This is a genomic window from Bacillus sp. 204(2023) (genome assembly GCF_037027505.1).
GTDB lineage: Bacteria > Bacillota > Bacilli > Bacillales > Bacillaceae > Bacillus > Bacillus subtilis.
The window spans coordinates 98,269-119,469 of the sequence record NZ_JAXCHE010000004.1 but is presented as its reverse complement, the minus strand read 5'-3'; the positions used below and the strand labels follow the sequence as shown (position 1 = coordinate 119,469).

At 45.2% G+C, this 21,201-nt stretch carries 23 protein-coding genes; 14 read left to right on the top strand and 9 right to left on the bottom strand.

Features of this window, described 5'->3' with window-relative positions:
* The first annotated feature begins 62 nt into the window (after positions 1-62).
* A complete protein-coding gene (locus WA279_RS10160; protein WP_336155329.1) occupies positions 63-740 on the top strand; it encodes a DUF2711 domain-containing protein in 678 nt (225 codons plus the stop codon).
* Positions 741-980: 240 nt separating this feature from the next.
* Here the strand turns inward: WA279_RS10160 and glxA are convergent, their stop codons facing one another.
* Positions 981-1,361 (bottom strand): glyoxalase GlxA, encoded by a 381-nt coding sequence (gene glxA, locus WA279_RS10155; RefSeq protein WP_336155328.1) that lies wholly within the window; start codon positions 1,359-1,361, stop codon positions 981-983.
* Positions 1,362-1,481: 120 nt separating this feature from the next.
* Here glxA and WA279_RS10150 point away from each other — a divergent pair, with 120 nt between their 5' ends.
* Positions 1,482-2,669 (top strand): class I SAM-dependent rRNA methyltransferase, encoded by a 1,188-nt coding sequence (locus tag WA279_RS10150; RefSeq protein ID WP_336155327.1) that lies wholly within the window; start codon positions 1,482-1,484, stop codon positions 2,667-2,669.
* A gap of 34 nt (positions 2,670-2,703) precedes the next feature.
* Here WA279_RS10150 and WA279_RS10145 read toward each other — a convergent pair whose 3' ends face one another.
* From WA279_RS10145 to WA279_RS10130, 4 genes are all read right to left on the bottom strand, one after another.
* Positions 2,704-2,901 carry a YwbE family protein gene (locus WA279_RS10145; protein ID WP_003227367.1) on the bottom strand — a complete coding sequence of 66 codons (198 nt, stop codon included), beginning with the start codon at positions 2,899-2,901 and terminating at the stop codon, positions 2,704-2,706.
* A gap of 33 nt (positions 2,902-2,934) precedes the next feature.
* Positions 2,935-4,137, bottom strand: coding sequence for an MFS transporter (locus tag WA279_RS10140; RefSeq protein WP_103803649.1), 1,203 nt, complete (start codon positions 4,135-4,137; stop codon positions 2,935-2,937).
* A 102-nt stretch (positions 4,138-4,239) separates the two neighbouring features.
* On the bottom strand, positions 4,240-4,917 hold the full coding sequence (locus tag WA279_RS10135; protein WP_003227371.1) for a CidB/LrgB family autolysis modulator: 678 nt from the start codon (positions 4,915-4,917) through the stop codon (positions 4,240-4,242).
* Positions 4,899-5,285: a CidA/LrgA family holin-like protein gene (locus WA279_RS10130; RefSeq protein ID WP_003227375.1), complete on the bottom strand. Its 387-nt coding sequence runs from the start codon at positions 5,283-5,285 to the stop codon at positions 4,899-4,901. The genes WA279_RS10135 and WA279_RS10130 overlap by 19 nt, the downstream gene beginning before the upstream one ends.
* Positions 5,286-5,390: 105 nt before the next feature.
* Here WA279_RS10130 and cidR point away from each other — a divergent pair, with 105 nt between their 5' ends.
* The 7 genes from cidR to WA279_RS10095 all read left to right on the top strand — a co-directional run bounded on the left by cidR (position 5,391) and on the right by WA279_RS10095 (position 12,715).
* Complete coding sequence (gene cidR, locus WA279_RS10125; protein ID WP_003227377.1) at positions 5,391-6,296, top strand: cidABC operon transcriptional activator CidR; 906 nt, start codon at positions 5,391-5,393, stop codon at positions 6,294-6,296.
* A gap of 7 nt (positions 6,297-6,303) precedes the next feature.
* Entirely contained in the window at positions 6,304-7,122 is an 819-nt protein-coding gene (gene thiM, locus WA279_RS10120) for a hydroxyethylthiazole kinase (protein ID WP_015250932.1), read from the top strand.
* On the top strand, positions 7,119-7,787 hold the full coding sequence (gene thiE / locus WA279_RS10115; RefSeq protein WP_327828307.1) for a thiamine phosphate synthase: 669 nt from the start codon (positions 7,119-7,121) through the stop codon (positions 7,785-7,787). The genes thiM and thiE overlap by 4 nt, the downstream gene beginning before the upstream one ends.
* A gap of 156 nt (positions 7,788-7,943) precedes the next feature.
* Positions 7,944-9,389 carry a ferrous ion permease EfeU gene (gene efeU, locus WA279_RS10110; RefSeq protein WP_336155326.1) on the top strand — a complete coding sequence of 482 codons (1,446 nt, stop codon included), beginning with the start codon at positions 7,944-7,946 and terminating at the stop codon, positions 9,387-9,389.
* Entirely contained in the window at positions 9,386-10,543 is a 1,158-nt protein-coding gene (gene efeM, locus WA279_RS10105) for an iron uptake system lipoprotein EfeM (protein WP_336155325.1), read from the top strand. Before efeU ends, efeM begins: the two co-directional genes overlap by 4 nt.
* Before the next feature lie 18 nt (positions 10,544-10,561).
* Entirely contained in the window at positions 10,562-11,812 is a 1,251-nt protein-coding gene (gene efeB, locus WA279_RS10100; protein WP_336155324.1) for an iron uptake transporter deferrochelatase/peroxidase subunit, read from the top strand.
* 282 nt (positions 11,813-12,094) lie between these two features.
* The gene (locus WA279_RS10095; protein ID WP_014478353.1) at positions 12,095-12,715 is read left to right on the top strand and encodes a DsbA family oxidoreductase; all 621 of its coding nucleotides are present in this window, start codon (positions 12,095-12,097) and stop codon (positions 12,713-12,715) included.
* Between the two features lie 11 nt (positions 12,716-12,726).
* On the opposite strand, the gene WA279_RS10090 is transcribed toward WA279_RS10095, so the two are convergent.
* The 3 genes from WA279_RS10090 to slrA form a co-directional block, all read right to left on the bottom strand.
* Entirely contained in the window at positions 12,727-14,268 is a 1,542-nt protein-coding gene (locus WA279_RS10090; RefSeq protein WP_336155323.1) for a solute symporter family protein, read from the bottom strand.
* Positions 14,265-14,573, bottom strand: a complete 309-nt coding sequence (locus tag WA279_RS10085; protein ID WP_069838457.1) for a DUF485 domain-containing protein — start codon at positions 14,571-14,573, stop codon at positions 14,265-14,267. Before WA279_RS10085 ends, WA279_RS10090 begins: the two co-directional genes overlap by 4 nt.
* Before the next feature lie 444 nt (positions 14,574-15,017).
* The gene (gene slrA / locus WA279_RS10080) at positions 15,018-15,176 is read right to left on the bottom strand and encodes a transcriptional regulator SlrA (protein ID WP_003243648.1); all 159 of its coding nucleotides are present in this window, start codon (positions 15,174-15,176) and stop codon (positions 15,018-15,020) included.
* A gap of 354 nt (positions 15,177-15,530) precedes the next feature.
* Between slrA and slrC the strand changes: the two genes are divergently transcribed.
* The 4 genes from slrC (at position 15,531) to galT (ending at position 19,403) form a co-directional block, all read left to right on the top strand.
* Positions 15,531-16,202 carry a transcriptional regulator SlrC gene (gene slrC, locus WA279_RS10075; protein ID WP_014478350.1) on the top strand — a complete coding sequence of 224 codons (672 nt, stop codon included), beginning with the start codon at positions 15,531-15,533 and terminating at the stop codon, positions 16,200-16,202.
* 17 nt (positions 16,203-16,219) lie between these two features.
* Positions 16,220-16,603: a GtrA family protein gene (locus WA279_RS10070; protein WP_003227398.1), complete on the top strand. Its 384-nt coding sequence runs from the start codon at positions 16,220-16,222 to the stop codon at positions 16,601-16,603.
* An 82-nt stretch (positions 16,604-16,685) separates the two neighbouring features.
* Positions 16,686-17,858 (top strand): galactokinase, encoded by a 1,173-nt coding sequence (locus WA279_RS10065; RefSeq protein WP_336155322.1) that lies wholly within the window; start codon positions 16,686-16,688, stop codon positions 17,856-17,858.
* 3 nt (positions 17,859-17,861) lie between these two features.
* Positions 17,862-19,403 carry a UDP-glucose--hexose-1-phosphate uridylyltransferase gene (galT, locus tag WA279_RS10060; protein WP_336155320.1) on the top strand — a complete coding sequence of 514 codons (1,542 nt, stop codon included), beginning with the start codon at positions 17,862-17,864 and terminating at the stop codon, positions 19,401-19,403.
* A gap of 67 nt (positions 19,404-19,470) precedes the next feature.
* Here the strand turns inward: galT and WA279_RS10055 are convergent, their stop codons facing one another.
* Positions 19,471-19,716, bottom strand: coding sequence for a GlsB/YeaQ/YmgE family stress response membrane protein (locus WA279_RS10055; RefSeq protein WP_009968363.1), 246 nt, complete (start codon positions 19,714-19,716; stop codon positions 19,471-19,473).
* 513 nt (positions 19,717-20,229) lie between these two features.
* On the opposite strand from WA279_RS10055, the gene qoxA reads away from it, so the two are divergent.
* A complete protein-coding gene (gene qoxA, locus WA279_RS10050) occupies positions 20,230-21,195 on the top strand; it encodes a cytochrome aa3 quinol oxidase subunit II (protein WP_010886637.1) in 966 nt (321 codons plus the stop codon).
* Positions 21,196-21,201 lie beyond the last annotated feature (6 nt).

The following is a 21,201-nucleotide window of genomic DNA, read 5'->3' as shown; positions in this document are numbered from 1 at the left end:
CATAGGGCTGATCATCTTCTTTCAATTGAAAGGGAATGTTAGAATATGTAAAGGAGGTGCGCATGCTAGATTATATATGGTTAGATGACGAATCACCGATCTTACAACAAGTACCAGTTGAATACTCATCTGCCGCTCTTATCCTTTCTCCTTTTATCCAAATGCCTGAAGGATGGGAGAAAGCAAAAAGAAAACATGATTATGAGCATATTTATCCAAACGATGATGAAATAAGAGGAAAAGGCAAGGCTGTTTCCTGGAAGAAGGTTATGTCCTCTTGCGGCTTGCAAACACATGCTGAGCTGGCGCTGGCTTTAATGACATCGATAGGCGCCTTAAGGGACGAGTGCGCGAGAGAGGATTTGGCTGAGCTTTTACATGAAAACATAAATGGAGACCTCTATTATCCCAGTGAGGATCATATTTCAAATTTTCATATTCCGAGTTTGGTAAAGATGTTAGGTGCGAACGGATCCAATCGGTTTTATTACGCAGAACCGATTGTGGAAAACCGCGGCGTTTTGGACATAACTGAGGCCAACTTGCGGACGGTTCTTGATGAAGCCGCAGCAGAGCTCGTTTTAACTGATGAGAAAATGGATTTTGTGTTTATGAGTGTATATGACTCATTCATTAATGTCTTTTTAGCCAAAGATAAAAACATCCATGAATTGGTTGAGCATATGGGCTGGGAAGCTATGATTTGCGATGAGTCAACGTATATCAGTTGGTATAGATAAAAAAAGAACGTACATCACAAAATGTACGTTCAGCGCGTGTCGACAAACCCTCGCATTCGTTGTCAGGCCTGCGCGTCGGTGCTCACGAATTAGAACATTCGCTGTGCTCCGATGCTCGTCCTTCCTAGACTTCAAGGGTTTTCAATCACGTTGAATAGATGACAAAATCATAAAATGAAAACCATTTTATGATTTTATCAACAATCTAAACGTACATCACAAAATGTACGTTCTTTATTTTTATCGCTGAAACAACTCAATCCACTCACCATCAGGACCTTCGATATAAAAGTAACGGTACCCGTTTGGTAGAGTTGTAATCTCTTCGTCGATAAATTTCGCGTTCATTCTTTCCGCTTTTGTATATTCAGCCGCGATGTCATCAGTCAGCAGGGCAATGTGGTGCACTTTTCCTTCAGCGGGAAGCTCGCTGCTGTAGCCTTGAATCAGTTCAATTTCTGTTTCCGGGCCGTCTTCAAAGCCAAGAAAAGCAAGCTCGATTACACCGTTCGTGTGAGTGATGCGATCCTTCAATTTCATGCCTAGTACCTCTTCATAAAATGTGATGGACGCGTTAATATCTCTTACCATGATGCCTGTATGGTCAATTCGTTTTGCCATGCTGCTCCTCCTCGTAACTCTTTTTGTCTATCGTAGAAAAACCTTTCCTTTCTGTCAATGCAGACATCTTGGCGTTTTGTGGTACCATAAGAGAAAGCAAACGGAAAGAGGACGACATATATGAAGCTACTCACCCTAAAAAAAGCACACGCTGCCAAAATAAAAAAAGGCTATCCCCTTATTGAAAAAGAAGCTCTCGCAGGGAGTGCGGGGCACATGAAAGAAGGAGACCTCGTTGATATCGTGTCTGAGAGCGGCGAGTTTCTCGCGCGGGGCTATTATGGCCTGCAAAACAAAGGGGTCGGCTGGACGCTTACCCGCAATAAACATGAACAGGTTGACCAGGCATTTTTTCTCACCAAATTAACAAAAGCGGCCCAAGCGCGCGCCAAACTATTTGAGGCTCAAGATACAACAGCTTTCCGCCTGTTCAACGGTGAGGGCGACGGTGTCGGCGGCGTCACCATCGACTATTATGACGGCTACCTGCTGATTCAATGGTACAGCAAGGGGATTTACACCTTTAAAGACATGCTGATTTCCACATTGGATGAGATGGATCTTGATTATAAAGCGATTTACGAGAAGAAACGCTTCGACACGGCTGGACAATACGTAGAAGATGATGACTTCGTGAAAGGGAGAAAGGGCGAGTTCCCGATCATCATCCAAGAGAATGGCATTCAATACGCGGTGGATCTGAATGAAGGCGCCATGACGGGCATCTTTTTGGATCAGAGACATGTGCGCAAGGCGATCAGAGACCGCTATGCAAAAGGGAAAACCGTTTTAAATACGTTTTCTTATACGGGTGCATTCTCCGTGGCAGCGGCGCTTGGCGGAGCGGAGAAAACAACAAGCGTCGACGTGGCAAATCGAAGCCTGGCCAAAACGATCGAGCAATTCAGCGTGAATAAGCTGGATTACGAAGCGCACGACATTAAAGTGATGGACGTGTTTAACTATTTTTCATATGCTGCAAAAAAGGATTTGCGCTTTGATCTGATTATTCTCGATCCGCCTTCCTTTGCGCGCACAAAAAAACGCACCTTCAGCGCGGCCAAGGATTATAAAAACCTGCTGAAGGAAACGATCGCCATCACTGCTGACAAGGGTGTCATTGTTGCCTCTACAAACAGCAGCGCTTTTGGCATGAAGAAATTCAAAGGCTTTATCGATGCCGCATTTAAAGAAACAAACGAACGCTACAGCATCATTGAGGAATTTACGCTGCCGGAGGATTTCAAAACGATTTCGGCATTTCCTGAAGGCAACTACCTAAAAGTGGTCCTTCTGCAGAAAAAATAATGAAAAAGCTGCCCTGTTCAGGGGCAGCTTTTTTTTATGTAGAAATGATCTGCTGGACGCGGCCGATGCGGCCATCTTCAAGACGGACTTTAATGCCATGCGGATGAAAGTTTGATTTCGTCAAAATATCCTTCACTGTCCCTCTCGTCAGTTTTCCTGTTTTTTGATCTGCTTTCAATACAATATCAACCTGCAACCCTTTCGAAATGCTGTTTCGCTCTTGCCCGTTCATAACGCACATCCTTTCTTTTGTTCATTATAGTCATTATGGTTTAAAAGTAACAGCCGGCTGATGAAGTGTATGTTTGTTTTTTTCAGCCTTCATTAAATATAATGTCAGGCCAAAGCCTGCTATGCTCAGAATGCCAAAAAGCAAGTAGACTGCGAAGATCGACACGTAGTCAAAAATGTACCCGCCTGCAAATGTGCAGAACCAGTTGCCGAACCCGTTGCCGATGGCGGCGTACATGGTCAGCGCCGTCGCTTCAACGTGTCTAGGGGTAATCTTTTTCACATATTGAAGCGCTGCCGGGATAAATAAACCGATGGCCACTCCCTGAAGAAAGACCGTCGCATAAATGATCCATAGTGAAGGCGCCGTGAAATAGAGCGCCCACCTGAATAATGAGACTCCGCCTGACAGCATAATGACGTTGAGCAGCCCCATTTTATCTATAAATGTTTGGGCGAATCTCATAAATGGTATTTCTGAAATGACACCGATGAAAAATAAAATGCCGATAGCGGAAAGTGACGCGCCGCTTTTGTCCAGAAAAAGACTGAAATACGTATTGTTCGCTAAGTTTGGAGCAAATGTCGTAAAGGTGATGATCATAAAGATGAGGAAAGTTTTGTTGCTGATAAGCTCCCGGAATCCTTTGCGGATATTGACCTTTGTTTTTGTTTTCTGCTGGCCGGGCATTTGTGAAGCCAATATGGCGGCAATGCACAGAAAGGCACAGCCAAAGATAAAGATCACGTGAATGGGGTACAGCTGGTTCGTCACCTGTCCCATGGCAAACACCGCGACACCGAAGCCGAGAGAACCAAACAGGCGGATTCCGCCGTAGTTGCCGTTTGTTTCTTGTGTGTACCTTAGTGAAATGCTGTCCGAAAGTGGAATAATCGTGCTTTGAAAGGCTGCAAAACAGGCCGCAATCAAAATAAACAGAGGGAAACTGTCAAATGCAATATAGGCTAATCCAATGATGCCTGTGATTGATGTGCAAACCGCCAGCAGGCCTTTCGTTTTTTGCGTATAGTCGCTCAGCATGCCCCAAAACGGCTGAAAGAAAATCATCACAATCGGGCCCAGCGACATGATCAAGCCGACCTGTGATCCGCTTAAATGCTGTTCCTTCGTTAAATACATACTGAGTAAGGGAATTATGCTGCCCGTACCGAGAAAAGCAAATAAATAAAATCCTTTTAACGCGGCGTAATGCCGCCTCACCTGCAAGTTGTGCATCAGGGTGCCTCCTTTGGTATCCACAAATACATTATATTGGAATTCGCCAGCTTTTCAATAAGGGGAAGCACATAAAAAAACTGCCCTCGAGAGGACAGTTTTTTACATAAATGAAAGTAAAAACGGCGCCGCGCAAAGCGTCATAATCGCAGCTAAGATCATCGACACACTGGAAATCGTGCCGGACACAGAGCTAAGCTCAAATGCTTTTGACGTTCCCGCTCCGTGTGCGCTTGTGCCGAGCAGCACGCCCCGCGCAATTTCGTTATCAATGCGGAAATAACGGATGACCATCGGGCCGATTACTGTGCCGAGCAAAGCGGTTAAAATCACAAACACGGCTGTGACGGCAGGCATTCCGCCGATCATTTCAGATACGTTCATCGCGATCGGCGTTGTCACTGATCTCGGGACGAGGCTGTCAATTAAGCCGGTGCCGAGGTGAAGCCATTTCGCAATAAGAGCGGTAGAAATAATCGCGATGCATGAACCGACGGCCACATTCAAAATAATTTCCACTGCGTATTTCTTTAAAACAGGGAAATATTTATATAGCGGGATCGCGAATGCCACGGTGGCCGGCTGTAGCATATCGGTCAGCAATCCGCCGCCGAGATTATAGGACTCGTACGGGACATTCACCAGCAGCAGCAGACCGACTAACACGGCGGGCGTCACCAATAGCGGCGACGTATAAACACGCGGAAAGCGTTGATATACCTTTTTTGCTCCTAAATACACCAAAACCGTTAAAAACAAACTTACAATTCCGATGAACACGTATGCTTTTTCTCCTTTCTCTTTGCAATGAGTTGTGTAAGCGTTCCTGTAGACACCATCACGACAAACGTGCTGATGATGACAACAAGCAGAATGCTGACACCAAATTTCGACATAATGTCTCCGTATTCAATCACTCCGACGGCAGACGGGATAAAAAATAAAAGCAGCTCCCCGAGAAGCCACGCTGCACCAAGCTCGATCCATTCAAGCTTGATAATGTTAAAGTGCAATAATGTGAAAAGAATCACAATCCCTATTATACTGCCGGGAATATTTATATGAAGAAGGGCTGTCACCCAATTAATCAGCCGAGCAAATATAAATAACAGAGCGATTTGAATAACGGTTAGCAACAGTTTTTTCATATTGATGCCTCCCTTATATACTTATTGTACATAAGGTCTCTCTATAGGTAAAATATATATTAAGAATAAGAAGTATTCCTTTTGTCTATAGAAAGGGTGAAGCGCATGGATATCCGCCATTTAACATATTTCTTGGAAGTCGCCCGTTTAAAAAGTTTTACGAAGGCTTCCCAATCCCTTTATGTTTCTCAGCCGACGATATCAAAAATGATCAAAAATTTAGAAGAAGAGCTCGGAATTGAACTGTTTTACCGAAACGGCAGGCAGGTGGAACTGACTGATGCCGGTCATAGCATGTATGTGCAGGCGCAGGAAATCATTAAATCATTTCAAAACCTGACGTCAGAATTAAATGATATTATGGAAGTCAAGAAAGGGCACGTACGGATTGGACTACCGCCGATGATCGGATCGGGGTTTTTCCCCAGAGTGCTCGGCGATTTCCGTGAAAACTATCCGAATGTCACCTTTCAGCTAGTCGAAGACGGTTCTATAAAAGTCCAAGAAGGTGTCGGGGACGGCTCTCTTGATATCGGCGTTGTGGTCCTTCCCGCAAACGAAGATATCTTTCATTCGTTTACAATCGTAAAAGAAACCTTAATGCTTGTCGTTCACCCTTCCCACAGGCTGGCTGATGAGAAAGAATGTCAGCTGCGTGAGTTGAAGGACGAGCCTTTTATTTTCTTCAGGGAGGATTTTGTCCTGCACAACCGAATTATGACGGAATGTATCAAGGCTGGGTTCCGGCCCCATATCATTTATGAAACATCACAATGGGATTTTATTAGTGAGATGGTATCCGCCAACCTTGGGATCGGGCTTTTGCCGGAACGGATCTGCCGCGGCCTTGACCCGGAAAAAGTGAAAGTCATTCCGCTTGTCGATCCGGTCATCCCTTGGCACCTCGCCATTATTTGGAGAAAGGACCGGTACTTGTCGTTTGCCGCCAGAGCTTGGCTCGAACATACGAAATCGTATTTATGGGACCCGAAAAAAGATAGTAAAGGATGATGCAAACATGGATGCACAATCAGCAGCAAAATGTCTTACTGCTGTCCGCCGGCATAGCCCACTGGTGCATAGCATAACCAACAATGTCGTAACGAATTTCACAGCAAACGGCCTGCTCGCGCTCGGCGCATCGCCCGTTATGGCGTACGCAAAAGAAGAGGTCGCCGATATGGCGAAGATTGCGGGTGCACTCGTTTTAAATATCGGAACGCTGAGCAAGGAGTCAGTCGAAGCGATGATCATCGCGGGGAAATCAGCTAATGAACATGGCGTTCCCGTCATTCTTGATCCTGTCGGTGCCGGAGCAACACCGTTCCGCACTGAATCGGCACGTGACATCATTCGTGAGGTGCGCCTTGCTGCAATCAGAGGAAATGCGGCGGAAATTGCCCATACCGTCGGCGTGACCGATTGGCTGATCAAAGGTGTTGATGCGGGTGAAGGCGGAGGCGACATCATCCGGCTGGCTCAGCAGGCGGCACAAAAGCTAAACACGGTCATTGCGATAACTGGTGAAGTTGATGTCATAGCCGACACGTCACATGTATACACCCTTCATAACGGCCACAAGCTGCTGACAAAAGTGACAGGCGCCGGTTGCCTGCTGACTTCCGTCGTCGGTGCGTTTTGCGCTGTGGAAGAAAATCCATTGTTTGCTGCTATTGCGGCCATTTCTTCGTATGGGGTCGCCGCTCAGCTTGCCGCACAGCAGACGGCTGACAAAGGCCCTGGAAGCTTTCAGATTGAATTGCTGAACAAGCTTTCAACTGTTACTGAACAAGACGTCCAAGAATGGGCGGCTATAGAAAGGGTGACTGTCTCATGACTCGTATTTCTCGGGAAATGATGAAAGAGTTATTATCTGTATACTTCATTATGGGGTCAAACAATACGAAAGCCGACCCTGTTACAGTTGTACAAAAAGCGTTAAAAGGCGGTGCCACCCTGTACCAGTTCCGTGAAAAAGGGGGGGATGCGCTGACAGGAGAGGCTCGGATTGAATTTGCTGAAAAAGCGCAGGCAGCCTGCCGTGAAGCTGGTGTTCCGTTCATTGTCAATGATGATGTGGAATTGGCTCTGAAGCTGAGAGCTGACGGTATCCACATCGGCCAGGAAGACGCAAACGCGAAAGAGGTAAGAGCTGCCATAGGTGATATGATTCTCGGCGTTTCCGCCCATACGATGTCTGAGGTGAAGCAAGCCGAAGAAGACGGAGCGGATTATGCCGGGCTTGGGCCGATCTATCCGACTGAAACGAAAAAAGATACGAGAGCGGTACAAGGGGTATCTCTTATCGAAGCAGTGCGCCGTCAAGGCATCAGCATTCCAATTGTCGGCATCGGCGGAATCACAATAGATAATGCCGCACCTGTTATCCAAGCGGGGGCCGATGGTGTCAGTATGATCAGCGCCATCAGTCAGGCGGAGGATCCTGAGAGTGCTGCACGCAAGTTTCGTGAGGAAATTCAAACATATAAAACAGAAAGATAATCGTTCATCTTCCTTCAAAAGGCTGTTCTGTAAAAGGACAGCTTTTTTGCTTTCCATCAAGGTTTTCAGACCTTCAAATTTTAATTGACAAAGGACAGGAACTGGCTATGATTATGTTATACAATGATAATCATTTTCAATTATAGGAGGAACATGATGGCTCGGGGGCTGGCACTTATTTTATTCAGCTTGTTGATGGTTTTCGGTTCTGCGGCACATGCGGAAGATGATCCGATCGCCGCATTAATTCAATTAAACAAGCAAATGATCAAATCCGTAAAAGACGGGGATATGGATTCGGCACAACAAACGTTTGAAACCTTCAAAGCGAAGTGGAAAAAAGAAGAACCTTCTATTAAGAAAGAAAACCTTTCTTCTCACAGTGAAATGGACGCGAATATCGCGATGATTTCTCTTTCTTTTATCAATCAAGACGCAGGTAAGCTCAAAACACAGCTTGAAGAGCTTTCGTCTCATTTAGAAACCTATCAGCAGGCTGTCGTGCTGAAAAAGACATCCTCAGGTCAATCAAGGGCGTCCTTAACAGCCTATATACAAAGCTTGAAAGACACAAAACAATTCATAGAAAAAAAACAATTGGATGAAGCGTCATCCGCAATCGACAATTTAGTTACATCCTGGCTCGCCGTTGAGGGAGACGTCGTGTCCCAATCGAAAGAAGCCTATACGACATCGGAGGAAAATCTGGCGCTGATGAAGGCGGAGATCGGAAGCCATCCCGAAAAGGTATCAAAGCAAATTGACGAAATGATTCAATTGCTCGAGCCGATCGCTTCTAGCAGCTACAGCTGGTGGGACGCGGCGCTGATCCCGATTCGTGAAGGAATGGAGGCTCTCCTTGTCATCGGAGCGCTACTAACCATGACAAAAAAAGCGCGGGTCACGCGCTCCTCGGCATGGATCTGGGGCGGGGCGTCCGCCGGCATGGCTGTTTCCTTAGCAGCCGGCATCGGTGTCACGGTTCTGTTCTCCTCCAGTGTATTCGGAGAAAACAATTTCTTGCTTGGCGGCGTTACCGGCGTACTGTCTGCTGTCATGCTTTTGTATGTCGGGGTGTGGCTGCACAGAAACGCCTCAATGGATAAATGGAGAGAAAAAATCAATATCCAGAAGTCACAGGCACTAAAAAAACGAAGCCTGCTTTCCTTTGCGCTCATTGCATTTCTGGCAGTTGTAAGAGAAGGTCTTGAAACGGTCATCTTTTTCATCGGGCTTGTCGGGAAGCTCCCGCTCACTGAACTGATCGGCGGAACTGCCGCAGGGCTTATCGTTCTCGTCATCGTCGGTGTTCTGATGATCAAGCTCGGAATGCGCATTCCATTAAAGCCGTTTTTTCTTCTATCAATGGCGGTTGTCCTGTATATGTGCGTGAAATTTCTCGGAACCGGCGTTCACAGCCTTCAGCTGGCGGGCATTCTTCCGTCTGATGCAGAAAGCTGGCTGCCGTCTGTATCGGTGTTAGGAATTTATCCGTCCGTGTACAGCACGCTTCCGCAATTGCTGATTTTACTCTTTTTATTGATTGCGCTTGTTTCAGAAGCGGCAAAACATTTTACAAACGGAAAGGAACTGACAAAATGAATTTCACAAAAATCGCTGTATCAGCCGGATGCATCCTTGCGCTGTGCGCGGGCTGCGGAGCCAACGACACATCTTCAACTAAAGAAAAAGCTTTATCTGAAAAAAGCGGGGTCACTAAAGAAATCACCGCATCCGTAAATAAAATGGAAACCATCATTTCCAAGCTGAATGACTCAGCGGAAAAAGGAGACCAAAAAGAGATTGAAAAGAAGGGGAAAGAGTTAAACAGCTACTGGCTTTCCTTTGAAAACGACATTCGCAGCGACTATCCATTCGAATATACAGAAATCGAAAAACATCTTCAGCCAATCTACACAGAAGCGCAAAAAGACAAACCGGATACAGTAAAAATCAAGACAGAATCCGAGTCACTGAAAGCGTCCTTAGAAGACCTGACAGAAGCGAAGAAGAGCGGCAAAAAGGCTAGCGATCAGCTGGCAAAAGCAGCGGATGAGTATAAAGGCTATGTCAAAGAGCAGAGTGGCCAGCTTGTCAAAGCGACTGAAGCATTTACGAGTGCTGTGAAATCCGGCGATATCGAAAAATCTAAAACGTTATATGCGAAAGCGCGTGTTTATTACGAGCGAATCGAACCGATCGCTGAAAGCCTTGGAGATCTTGACCCGAAAATTGATGCGCGAGAAAACGATGTTGAAGAAGGAGACAAATGGACAGGCTTCCATAAGCTTGAGAAGGCCATTTGGAAGGATCAAGATATTTCCGGGGAAAAAGCAACAGCTGACCAGCTTCTCAAGGATGTAAAAGAGCTTGACGGTTCAATTCAATCACTGAAATTAACACCTGAACAAATTGTTGCAGGCGCGATGGAGCTTCTGAACGAAGCCGGAATTTCGAAAATCACGGGAGAAGAAGAGCGCTACTCACGAATTGATTTAGTTGACCTTATGGCAAATGTGGAAGGCTCCGAAGCCGTTTATCAAACAGTGAAAAGCGCGCTTGTAAAAGATCACTCCGACTTGACGGAAAAACTGGATACGGAGTTCAGCGAATTTGAAGTTTTAATGGCAAAATACAAAACAAATGATCAGTCCTATACGTCTTATGATAAATTAAGTGAAAAGCAAATCAGAGAGCTGAGCACTAAGCTGACGACTCTTTCTGAAACCATGTCGAAGATTGCGAATGTGCTATAAAAGGAGTTTTGTAACATCATGAGCGATGAACAAAAAAAGCCAGAACAAATTCACAGACGGGACATTTTAAAATGGGGAGCAATGGCGGGGGCAGCCGTTGCGATCGGTGCCAGCGGACTCGGCGGACTCGCTCCGCTTGTTCAGACCGCGGCTAAGCCATCGAAAAAGGATGAAAAAGAGGATGAGCAGATTGTTCCGTTTTACGGAAAGCATCAGGCCGGAATCACAACTGCCCATCAGACGTATGTCTATTTTGCTGCACTGGATGTAACAGCAAAAGACAAAAGCGACATCATTACGTTATTTAGAAACTGGACAAGTCTCACACAGATGCTGACATCTGGAAAGAAAATGTCAGCGGAGCAGAGAAATCAATATCTGCCGCCGCAGGATACAGGTGAGTCTGCTGATTTATCCCCTTCCAACTTAACGGTCACATTCGGATTCGGGCCTGGCTTTTTTGAAAAAGACGGAAAGGACCGCTTCGGGCTGAAAAACAAAAAACCGAAGCACCTATCCGCTCTTCCAGCGATGCCCAATGACAACCTGGATGAAAAGCAGGGAGGCGGGGACATCTGCATTCAAGTGTGTGCAGACGACGAGCAAGTGGCGTTTCACGCGCTGCGTAACCTGCTAAATCAAGCGGTCGGCACTTGTGAGGTCCGCTTTGTGAACAAAGGCTTTTTAAGCGGAGGAAAAAATGGCGAAACACCGCGCAACCTCTTCGGGTTTAAAGATGGAACAGGCAACCAGAGCACGGAGGATGACAGCTTGATGAACTCGATCGTGTGGGTTCAGTCCGGTGAGCCTGACTGGATGACGGGCGGCACCTATATGGCTTTCCGGAAAATCAAAATGTTCCTTGAGATATGGGACCGCTCTTCCCTCAAGGACCAAGAGGATACCTTCGGCCGCAGAAAAAGCTCTGGGGCGCCTTTTGGGCAGAAAAAGGAAACAGATCCCGTGAAGCTGAATCAAATTCCGTCTAATTCGCACGTCAGTCTAGCGAAATCTACGGGAAAACAAATTTTGCGAAGAGCTTTCTCTTACACAGAAGGACTTGATCCGAAAACCGGCTATATGGATGCAGGTCTTCTGTTTATCAGTTTTCAAAAAAATCCCGACAATCAGTTTATCCCGATGCTGAAGGCTCTTTCAGCAAAGGATGCGTTAAACGAATATACACAAACAATCGGTTCTGCTTTATATGCATGCCCAGGCGGCTGCAAAAAAGGAGAATATATTGCCCAGCGTTTGCTGGAATCATAAAAGAAGCCTTTACAGGCTTCTTTCAGCGTGTCGACAAACCCTCGCATTCGTTGTCAAGCCTGTGCGTTGGTGCTCACGAATTAGAGCATTCGCTCCGCTCCAATGCTCGGCTTTCCTAGACTTCAAGGGTTTTCAATCTCGCTGAAAGGATGACAAAATCCTAAAACTTTTTAGGATTTTGTCAACAATCTGAAAGAAGCCTTATCGGCTTCTTTTTTAAAAAAACAGTTGTAACTTTAATTGTTACAGTTTAAAATCAATTTAGTATGAAAGGAGATTATCATGACAGTACACATTAAAGTTTATTCAGATTACGTCTGCCCATTTTGTTTTGTTGGAAAAGCCGCTTTTGAAGAAGCGATAAAAGGAAAGGATGTTGAAGTCGAGTGGATGCCGTTTGAACTGCGCCCAAGCCCATCTCCTCAGCTTGATCCGGTCAATGATCCTTCCAAACAGTACATGTGGCAGACATCAATTCAGCCAATGGCGGAGAAATTAGGAGTCGAGATCAATTTTCCAAACGTCTCGCCCCATCCGTATACAGACCTCGCGTTTGAAGGCTTCCATTTTGCGAAGGAATACAATAAAGGACATGAATATAATACCCGTGTCTTTCAGGCGTTTTTCCAGGAGGGCCAAAATATTGGCGATATTGACATCTTGACGAAGCTCGCTGAGGAAGTGGGATTAGACGGTGCATCATTCAAATCAGCACTGGAAACAAGAACATATCAGGACGTGCAGCGCCAAGCCTTGAAGCACGCCTATGAAGAGGCTGACATCACAGCCGTTCCAACCTTTATTATCGGCGACACTGTAATTCCAGGTGCTGCCGGCAAGGATGTATTTGAAAAAGCGATTTCTGACGAACAGAAGAAAAGACAAGGAAAAAGCTCTCTATAAAGAGAGCTTTTTTATTCCTGTTCCATATGGACGCCAGTATGCGCCTTCACCTGTATTTCTGCAAACGTATCTTCATCAATTGTTTTATCAGACGACAGCACCGTTCCGAGCCACGCGCCGAGAAAGCCGAGTGGGATGGAAATAATTCCTGGATTAGACAGCGGAATGAGCGGATCACCGGTAAAAATAGCACCTCCGGCCGGGTCCCACACACTAGGGCTCATCGACACCAGCACAAGCGCGCTGATCAGGCCTGTCAGGCTGCCCCATAAAGCGCCTGAGGCATTGAATCGTTTCCAGAAGACTGTAAACACAATCAGCGGAAGGTTTGCGCTGGCGGCTACCGCAAACGCGAGTGCAACAAGGAATGCCACATTTAAGGATTGTGCAAAAATCGCAAGGAGAATCGAGAGCACTGACACGGCGATAGAAGCCGATCTGGCCGCTTTCATTTGTTCTTTTTCAGTTGCTTCTCCCTTTCTGATGATCTGGCTGTAAATATCATGGGCAAATGCTGAGGCGGCAGACAGCACCAACCCTGTCACGACAGCCAAAATGGTGGCAAAGGCGATGGCTGATACAAACGCGAACAGAAAGTCTCCTCCGAGCGCTTTTGCTAAAAGCGGAGCCGCCATATTTCCCGCTTGATCAGCCGCTGTAATCGCGTCAAAACCGACGAATGCCGCGGCACCAAAGCCGAGAAACACCGTCATAATATAAAACACACCGATAATCCATGTCGCTGACACAACGGATGTACGGGCCGTCTTGGCATCCTTAACGGTATAAAACCGGATCAATATATGCGGAAGGCCGGCGGTTCCCAGCACGAGCGCCAAGTTTAACGACAAGGTCTCAAGCGGCACCTTGTATTTATTTCCGGGATTCAAAAAATCAGCGCCAAGCGGAGTAGCCGTTTTCATCTGCTCAAACATGGTATTAAGGCTAAAGCCGAATTTCGAAAACACGATAATCGAAATCACGAGTGTGCCGGCCATCAGCAAAACGGCTTTAATAATTTGAACCCAGCTTGTCGCGATCATGCCGCCAAACACGACATAAATGGTCATCAGCACTCCGACGATGAGGACAGCCGCGGTATAATCCAGCCCTAGAAGCAGTTTGATCAGCGCTCCCGCCCCCACGAGCTGGGCGATCATATAAAAAGTAGAGATGGCAATGGTATTGAGAGCCGCGACACCGCGGATTTTCTTTTCTTTAAAGCGAGCGGCAATCATGTCTGCCATCGTGTACTTTCCAAGATTCCGAAGCGGCTCCGCCACAATGTACAAGACAACGAGATAAGCCACCAGAAAACCGATGCTGTAAAAGAAGCCATCAAATCCATATAACGCAATCATTCCGGCAATCCCGAGAAACGAGGCGGCAGACATGTAGTCACCGGCAATTGCCAGTCCATTCTGAACGCCGGTGAGCCCGCCGCCCGCCGTATAAAACTCACTCGTCGTTTTCGTCCGCTTCGCGGCAAAATACGTGATAATAAGCGTCAGGCCAACAATTGCCAAAAACAATAAAAAAGCAGTCATATTCATGTCTGTTCACCCTTCAGATCCCCTTTTAAAGCGCTTACATACCGATCGAAATGAGCGGCTCTCCGGGAATACACAGTACTCAGTATCCAGGTCATAGCGAATTGGGCGATGGCGAACAGCCAAGCCCATGAAACAGCTCCAATGGCCGGTGCATTCAAAAAGGTGAAATAAGATGTCAAAACAGGGAGTGAAAAATAAAAGACAAAAAAGAAAATCGCAGAAGGAACAATAAAAGCGCGTTTCTGCTTTAAAAAAGCTTGAAAAGACGGCGTTGCAGCAATCTGTTTATAATCAGCTTTGTACATGGCTTTCCTCCTTTTATTCGCTAAACGTAAGCAAAAAGGTACACCAATAGGTATGTACTGAAAGTCCGATTTATGCGTTGAACAATATCTGGAGGATGAAAAAAGAAGGAAGTCGTGAAGAGGTGAACACAGTGGTCTAAAGACAGGCGAAGGTTTTCAAGCTCGGCCGTGTATAAACGAGTTTGCTTTCAAAACCTCACCGAATGCAGCTTGTTCTCAGCTCAAAGCTGCTGTTTACCAGAGCACGGTTATCATGTTCGCATCACCTCTTTATGACAATGCATGTGCCAAGAAGTGATCGCATCACCGGCTGTCTGTCGTAGTTAGCTGACACACCGTTTGTCCTCAAGCTCAGCGCAGCGATTTGCTTTTGAATAGAGGATATGGTGAAAACTCAGATCAGGTGATAGAAAAGCCAGAGGTACATAGATCCGCCTGTTCGGACTAGTCTTGCCGGACGGTTTTTTTGTGGTTTTTCTTTCTCGATGCTGTCTCAGATTCTAAAAACTGCCTCACATCATGAATGCCTAATCCAATGGATCTAGCTTCTTGAATTAACATATGCCAACCTTTGTCCAAATCTTTTTTAACATGAGTTTTCATAGTAACCTCCAATTGTATAAAATGTTTTCCTGCAACATGCGGGCAATAAAAGACAAGCCAGCGCGATGATGAGGCGAGTACAACAAATTTCACACATAGTTGCTCGGTGTTCACAAACTGAAGGAAAAACCACCTACCTATTCCCTAAAAAAATGACTAATATAACCAATGGACCTTATTTATAATAATAAACAATTAAATACTGACTGGATAGTATGTAAATGAAAATAAATCATTTAGCCTATTAAAAATGACCCCTGGGAAACCGAATAGCATAACCGTTCAAAGAAATAAATACCGCTAAAGATTGATCCGGTGTAATATAAGGGTAATTATTACCGCCAGGAGAAAAATATGAAAAAAAACAAATTTCAAATTAAAAGAGAAGCAACATTTGAAAGTTTTATAGACGCTGGCGTGAATTTGTTGATTGACCGAGCGTATGATCCAGTTTCTGTAGAAGATATCAGCAGAGCCGCCGGATACAGCAAAGGAGCATTTTATGTTCATTTTGTCAGCAAAGACGATTTTCTGCTGTATCTTCTCGAAAAACGTCAGATGAAAAAAAAGATCATTATAGGGTATCTTGATCAAATGGAGCGGGAGTCAGTGAAATCGCTGACATTGGACGAGGCTGCAAAACACGCTGCAGAACTGCTTTATTCCTATTACATAAATAAGCCGTCGTGGGACATCACCTCGTTTGCCATGAACATGCCGACATATAAAGTTTTAAAGAAATGCAAGGCCTATGTCCGGCTGTACGAATTGTGGGTGGAAGAAAATGTGTTATATATTAAGTGGCTGAAGGAGAGAAAGCTGATTGACGCCTGTATTGATCCTGAATATACGGCTAAAATAATATGTGCAGTCCTCGACGGAATCATCAAACAATCATATGTATTGGGCCAGCCAGCCACCTTCCGCAGCTTTTTAGACGCACTCTCGGTATTTTTCACTTTAGACAGAGAGCACGAGACGCCAAGAATTTTGAAAAGTTTTTCAGAAAGCGAGGAACATCAGTGAAGTATAGAGAAATAATTATGTATATCATTATGGGGGTTTTCACAACCATTGTGAATATCGCCAGCTTTTATATATTGGTAGAGATCATGAATGTGGATTACAAAGCCGCCACTGTCGCCGCTTGGATTTTGTCCGTGCTGTTTGCTTACATAACAAATAAATTATATGTGTTTCAGCAAAAAACACATGATCTGCAGAGCCTGCTGAAAGAGCTCACTGCTTTTTTCAGCGTTCGGGTCCTGTCTCTCGGCATAGATTTAGGCATGATGATCATTCTTGTCGGCCAGTTCAATACAAATGAAACCTTGGCCAAAATACTCGACAACGCGGTCATTGTTGTCGTCAACTATGTTGCGAGCAAATGGCTCGTCTTTAAAAAAACAAAAGAAGAAGGGGTATGACAGAGGACAGCAGCATATGATCTGCCGTTTTCTATGGAGAAATAAGGGGAATAAAAAATAAAAACCAGAAAGGTGATTGCACATGCGGGAAGAGCTAAAGGGGATATTTGCAAGTGTATTCGGAGAAAAAGAGGGGTTACGGTTTTTTTTCGCACCTGGAAGAGTGAATCTAATTGGAGAACATACAGACTATAACGGCGGGCATGTCTTTCCGTGCGCGCTGACAATGGGTACATATGCTGCTGTTGCAGAAAGAAACGACGGGGTTGTCCGGATGTATTCAGACAACTTTAAAGACGCGGGGATCAAGGAATGCAGCCTTGACGACATTCGCTATCAAAAAGAAGACGACTGGGCGAACTACCCAAAAGGCGTTATTTATGAATTTCAACAGAGGGGATATGCAGTTCCCCATGGCTTTGACATTGTATTTTCAGGGAATATTCCAAACGGGGCGGGGCTGTCGTCTTCCGCTTCTATTGAACTGCTGATGGGGGTCGTGCTCCAAAGCTATTTTCATCCTGAAGCAGATGCGCTTGAGCTTGTGAAAATGGCGCAGCATGCGGAAAACCATTTTATCGGCGTCAATTGCGGAATTATGGACCAATTTGCAATTGGAATGGGGAAAAAACATCATGCGATGCTGCTGAACTGCGACACGCTTGACTATGAATATAGCAAACTCAATGTCTCAGGCCTCGCGCTGGTCATCGCGAACACGAACAAAAAAAGGACATTGGCTGACTCAAGCTACAATACGAGACGCCAAGAATGCAATGATGCATTGCTTGATCTGAAAAAAGGCCTCGATATTGCAGCACTGGGCGACATCAAGCCTTCTGATTTCGATGCGCATTCCAGCCTGATCCAAAATGAAACGAACAGACGCCGGGCAAAGCACGCTGTATACGAAAATCATCGTGCTATTAAGACGGCCCATATGTTCAAAGAGAACAATATAGATGAAATCGGGCAGTTAATGAAGGAATCCCACCTTTCATTGATGGATGACTATGAAGTAACATGCCCTGAACTTGATGAGCTTGTGTTTGCGGCTTGGGATCACGAAGGTGTAATTGGATCAAGAATGACGGGAGCAGGCTTTGGCGGATGCACCATCAGCATTGTAAAAGATGAGTTCGTTGATGATTTTATTCAGAAGGTTGGAGACAGATATCAAGAAAAAACAGGGCTCCGAGCGGATTTTTATGTCGCGGATATCGGAGAGGGAGCGAGAGAACTAAAGGGGGAGTGACATATGAGTATTATTGAACATCTGGAACAGCTGCTTGAGTATGGCCTGGAACGAAAATTGATTTCGATCTGGGATCGGGATTATACGAGAAACCGTCTTTATGAAGCGCTGGGCATCACACATCCCGAGCCGAACTCCAGCACCAGCATCAAGCAGTCACAAAGCCTGCCGGACTTGCTAGCTCCCATCTATAAATGGGCTGCCGAAACCGGCCGAATGGAAGCGGATACAGATACGTACCGTGACCTGCTCAGCGCAAAGCTGATGGGCTGTTTTGTGCCTGCCCCGTCCGAGGTCATTCGCAAATTTGAAGAGACAAAAGCATTATACGGCCCAAAACAGGCGACAAAGGAATTCTATCAATATTCAGAGGATGTCTATTATATACGGACTGACAGAATCGCCAAAAATGTTCATTGGACGGTGCCGACCGAATATGGCGAGCTGGAAATGACCATTAACCTATCAAAGCCTGAAAAGGACCCGAAAGCGATTGCGGCTGCAAAAGAGCAGGAACAGACAAATTATCCGATGTGTTTGCTGTGTAAAGAAAATGTCGGCTTCGAGGGAAGCGTGAATCATCCAGCCCGGCAAAATCACAGAATCATTCCGGTCATCCTTGAGGACGAACAATGGTTCCTGCAATTCTCGCCATATGTCTATTATCCGGAGCACTGCATTGTCTTAAAAGGTGAACATGAACCGATGGAGATCAGCAAAAAAACATTTGAAAGGCTGCTGTCATTTCTCGGGCAGTATCCGCATTATTTTATCGGTTCAAACGCGGATCTGCCGATTGTCGGCGGCAGCATCCTAAGCCATGATCATTTCCAAGGCGGCGCGCATGATTTTCCAATGGCACGTGCAGAAGCGGAAGACGTTTATGAATTAAATGATTATCCCGGCGTGTCGCTGGGCTTAGTGAAGTGGCCGATGTCTGTGCTCAGGCTCCAAGGAGACGAACCGGGTCATGTCGCCGAAGCTGCTGACCATATCTTCCGCACGTGGCAGACGTATTCCGATGAAAAAGCCGGCATTGCCGCCTATACAGGCGATACGCCCCATAATACGGTCACACCGATTGCGCGGCGCAGGGGAGACTTGTACGAACTCGATATCGTACTGAGGAACAACCGGACGGATGAGGAGCATCCATTAGGAATATTTCATCCTCATCAAGAAGTCCACCATATTAAAAAAGAAAATATCGGCCTGATTGAGGTCATGGGATTGGCGATATTGCCGGGCCGCCTACAGGAGGAAATGAAAGAAACGGCAGCGGCGCTATGTTCTGCTGATCCGAAAACAGCTTTAGAACAAAATCCGCTCACGGCAAAACATAGTGAGTGGGCTATTCGGATGATGGAAAAAAGAACCATAACAAAAGAGAATGCAGATCTAGTCATAAAAGAAGAGCTGGGACATGTATTCGCTCGCATTCTTGAACACGCCGGTGTGTTTAAACAGACAACGGAAGGAAAACAGGCCTTCAGAAGGTTTATCGACCAGTTGGGCGTCAAACCAGTCAAAAGCCTCAACCGCTAGGGTTGAGGCTTTTTCGATTTTTATGGCAAAACAAACACCCAAAGCGCTGACGCTTCGGGTGCTGCTTTTATCCTCTTTTTCTGGTTAACAGGCTTACTAGAAAGACTACAATGGCTGCGCCGATTACCGCTGGAATAATGGCAAATCCGGCTAGGTGCGGCCCCCATGTTCCAAGCAGCCCGTGTCCGATCCAGGCGCCAATAAGACCTGCGATCATAGACCCGATAATTCCTCCGGGCATATCTCCTTTTACAAACAGGCTTCCAAGCCATCCGATAATAATAGCGACGATAAGTGAAATAAGAAAACTCATCATGCAACACATCCTATTTTTATTTATTTGCTTATATCATTCCTCTTTTTTGTATAAGATAAACAACTGGATGCTCTCATAAAAAAATACGGACAATTCAGAGCATATTGGCTCTTCATTGCGCCTTTTCTTTCAATATTTGATGCGTTAAAATGGTAACCGTGTGAAAAGATGCTAGACGAGGAAAAAATAATTCCTATCTAGAAAGTTTAACAAAATGAAATTTTTGATTGACCTAAGTTTTTTATTGTGGTAAACCTTTATTTGTCAGAATTAGTTCTTCATCATCTTTTCTTACTTATATGCGGAAATAACTAGAAACTTTTCATCTTAAGCGATAGATATGAATAAAGTTGGAGCAATTTTTGTCGATTTTATGACATTTAAGCGAAAATGGGATGAAGTTTATAAAAAAATAAAGCTAATATGTGAAGTTTTTGATAGCATAACAAAGTAGAGAAAAGATTTTGAGGAAGTATGCACTTCAGATTTATTACATCAATAGGAAGGATGGTGATCTTCTTGTTCAGAGCATTAAAACCGTTGCTTGTATTAGCGCTGTTAACTGTGGTTTTCGTCCTTGGGGGATGCAGCAATGCTTCAGTACTAGATCCGAAAGGACCTGTAGCTGAACAGCAAAGTGATTTAATCCTGTTATCTATCGGATTTATGCTGTTTATCGTCGGGGTCGTCTTTGTTCTATTTACCATTATTTTAGTAAAATACCGCGACCGTAAAGGCAAAGATAATGGATCTTATAACCCAGAAATTCACGGTAACACGTTTTTAGAAGTAGTCTGGACAGTGATCCCAATTTTAATCGTCATTGCACTTTCTGTGCCAACAGTACAGACGATATATTCGTTAGAAAAAGCTCCTGAAGCAACAAAAGACAAAGAGCCTCTTGTTGTTTATGCTACTTCGGTAGACTGGAAATGGGTATTTAGCTACCCTGAACAGGATATTGAAACGGTCAACTACTTAAACATTCCTGTCGACCGCCCGATCTTGTTCAAAATCTCATCTGCAGATTCAATGGCTTCGCTATGGATTCCTCAGCTTGGAGGGCAAAAATATGCGATGGCAGGAATGCTGATGGATCAATACTTACAGGCTGACAAAGTGGGTACTTACGAAGGCCGCAACGCGAACTTCACAGGTGAACATTTTGCAGACCAAGAGTTTGATGTGAATGCAGTCACAGAAAAAGACTTTAACAGCTGGGTGAAAAAGACTCAGAACGAGGCTCCTAAGCTGACAAAAGAGAAGTATGATGAATTGATGCTTCCTGAAAATGTGGACGAATTAACGTTCTCTTCTACTCACTTGAAATACGTTGATCACGGACAAGACGCTGAGTACGCGATGGAGGCGCGCAAACGCCTTGGCTATCAAGCCGTTTCACCGCACTCTAAAACAGATCCGTTTGAAAACGTAAAGAAAAACGAATTTAAGAAGTCTGATGATACAGAAGAATGATATTGA

Excerpts from the sequence above, each read along its gene's own strand:
- WA279_RS10160 (WP_336155329.1), top strand. The coding sequence starts at position 63 with ATGCTAGATTATATATGGTTAGATGACGAATCACCGATCTTACAACAA.
- glxA (WP_336155328.1), bottom strand. The coding sequence starts at position 1,361 with ATGGCAAAACGAATTGACCATACAGGCATCATGGTAAGAGATATTAAC.
- WA279_RS10150 (WP_336155327.1), top strand. The coding sequence starts at position 1,482 with ATGAAGCTACTCACCCTAAAAAAAGCACACGCTGCCAAAATAAAAAAA.
- WA279_RS10145 (WP_003227367.1), bottom strand. The coding sequence starts at position 2,901 with ATGAACGGGCAAGAGCGAAACAGCATTTCGAAAGGGTTGCAGGTTGAT.
- WA279_RS10140 (WP_103803649.1), bottom strand. The coding sequence starts at position 4,137 with ATGCACAACTTGCAGGTGAGGCGGCATTACGCCGCGTTAAAAGGATTT.
- WA279_RS10130 (WP_003227375.1), bottom strand. The coding sequence starts at position 5,285 with ATGAAAAAACTGTTGCTAACCGTTATTCAAATCGCTCTGTTATTTATA.
- cidR (WP_003227377.1), top strand. The coding sequence starts at position 5,391 with ATGGATATCCGCCATTTAACATATTTCTTGGAAGTCGCCCGTTTAAAA.
- thiM (WP_015250932.1), top strand. The coding sequence starts at position 6,304 with ATGGATGCACAATCAGCAGCAAAATGTCTTACTGCTGTCCGCCGGCAT.
- thiE (WP_327828307.1), top strand. The coding sequence starts at position 7,119 with ATGACTCGTATTTCTCGGGAAATGATGAAAGAGTTATTATCTGTATAC.
- efeU (WP_336155326.1), top strand. The coding sequence starts at position 7,944 with ATGGCTCGGGGGCTGGCACTTATTTTATTCAGCTTGTTGATGGTTTTC.
- efeM (WP_336155325.1), top strand. The coding sequence starts at position 9,386 with ATGAATTTCACAAAAATCGCTGTATCAGCCGGATGCATCCTTGCGCTG.
- efeB (WP_336155324.1), top strand. The coding sequence starts at position 10,562 with ATGAGCGATGAACAAAAAAAGCCAGAACAAATTCACAGACGGGACATT.
- WA279_RS10095 (WP_014478353.1), top strand. The coding sequence starts at position 12,095 with ATGACAGTACACATTAAAGTTTATTCAGATTACGTCTGCCCATTTTGT.
- WA279_RS10090 (WP_336155323.1), bottom strand. The coding sequence starts at position 14,268 with ATGAATATGACTGCTTTTTTATTGTTTTTGGCAATTGTTGGCCTGACG.
- WA279_RS10085 (WP_069838457.1), bottom strand. The coding sequence starts at position 14,573 with ATGTACAAAGCTGATTATAAACAGATTGCTGCAACGCCGTCTTTTCAA.
- slrA (WP_003243648.1), bottom strand. The coding sequence starts at position 15,176 with ATGAAAACTCATGTTAAAAAAGATTTGGACAAAGGTTGGCATATGTTA.
- slrC (WP_014478350.1), top strand. The coding sequence starts at position 15,531 with ATGAAAAAAAACAAATTTCAAATTAAAAGAGAAGCAACATTTGAAAGT.
- WA279_RS10070 (WP_003227398.1), top strand. The coding sequence starts at position 16,220 with ATGTATATCATTATGGGGGTTTTCACAACCATTGTGAATATCGCCAGC.
- WA279_RS10065 (WP_336155322.1), top strand. The coding sequence starts at position 16,686 with ATGCGGGAAGAGCTAAAGGGGATATTTGCAAGTGTATTCGGAGAAAAA.
- galT (WP_336155320.1), top strand. The coding sequence starts at position 17,862 with ATGAGTATTATTGAACATCTGGAACAGCTGCTTGAGTATGGCCTGGAA.
- WA279_RS10055 (WP_009968363.1), bottom strand. The coding sequence starts at position 19,716 with ATGAGTTTTCTTATTTCACTTATCGTCGCTATTATTATCGGATGGCTT.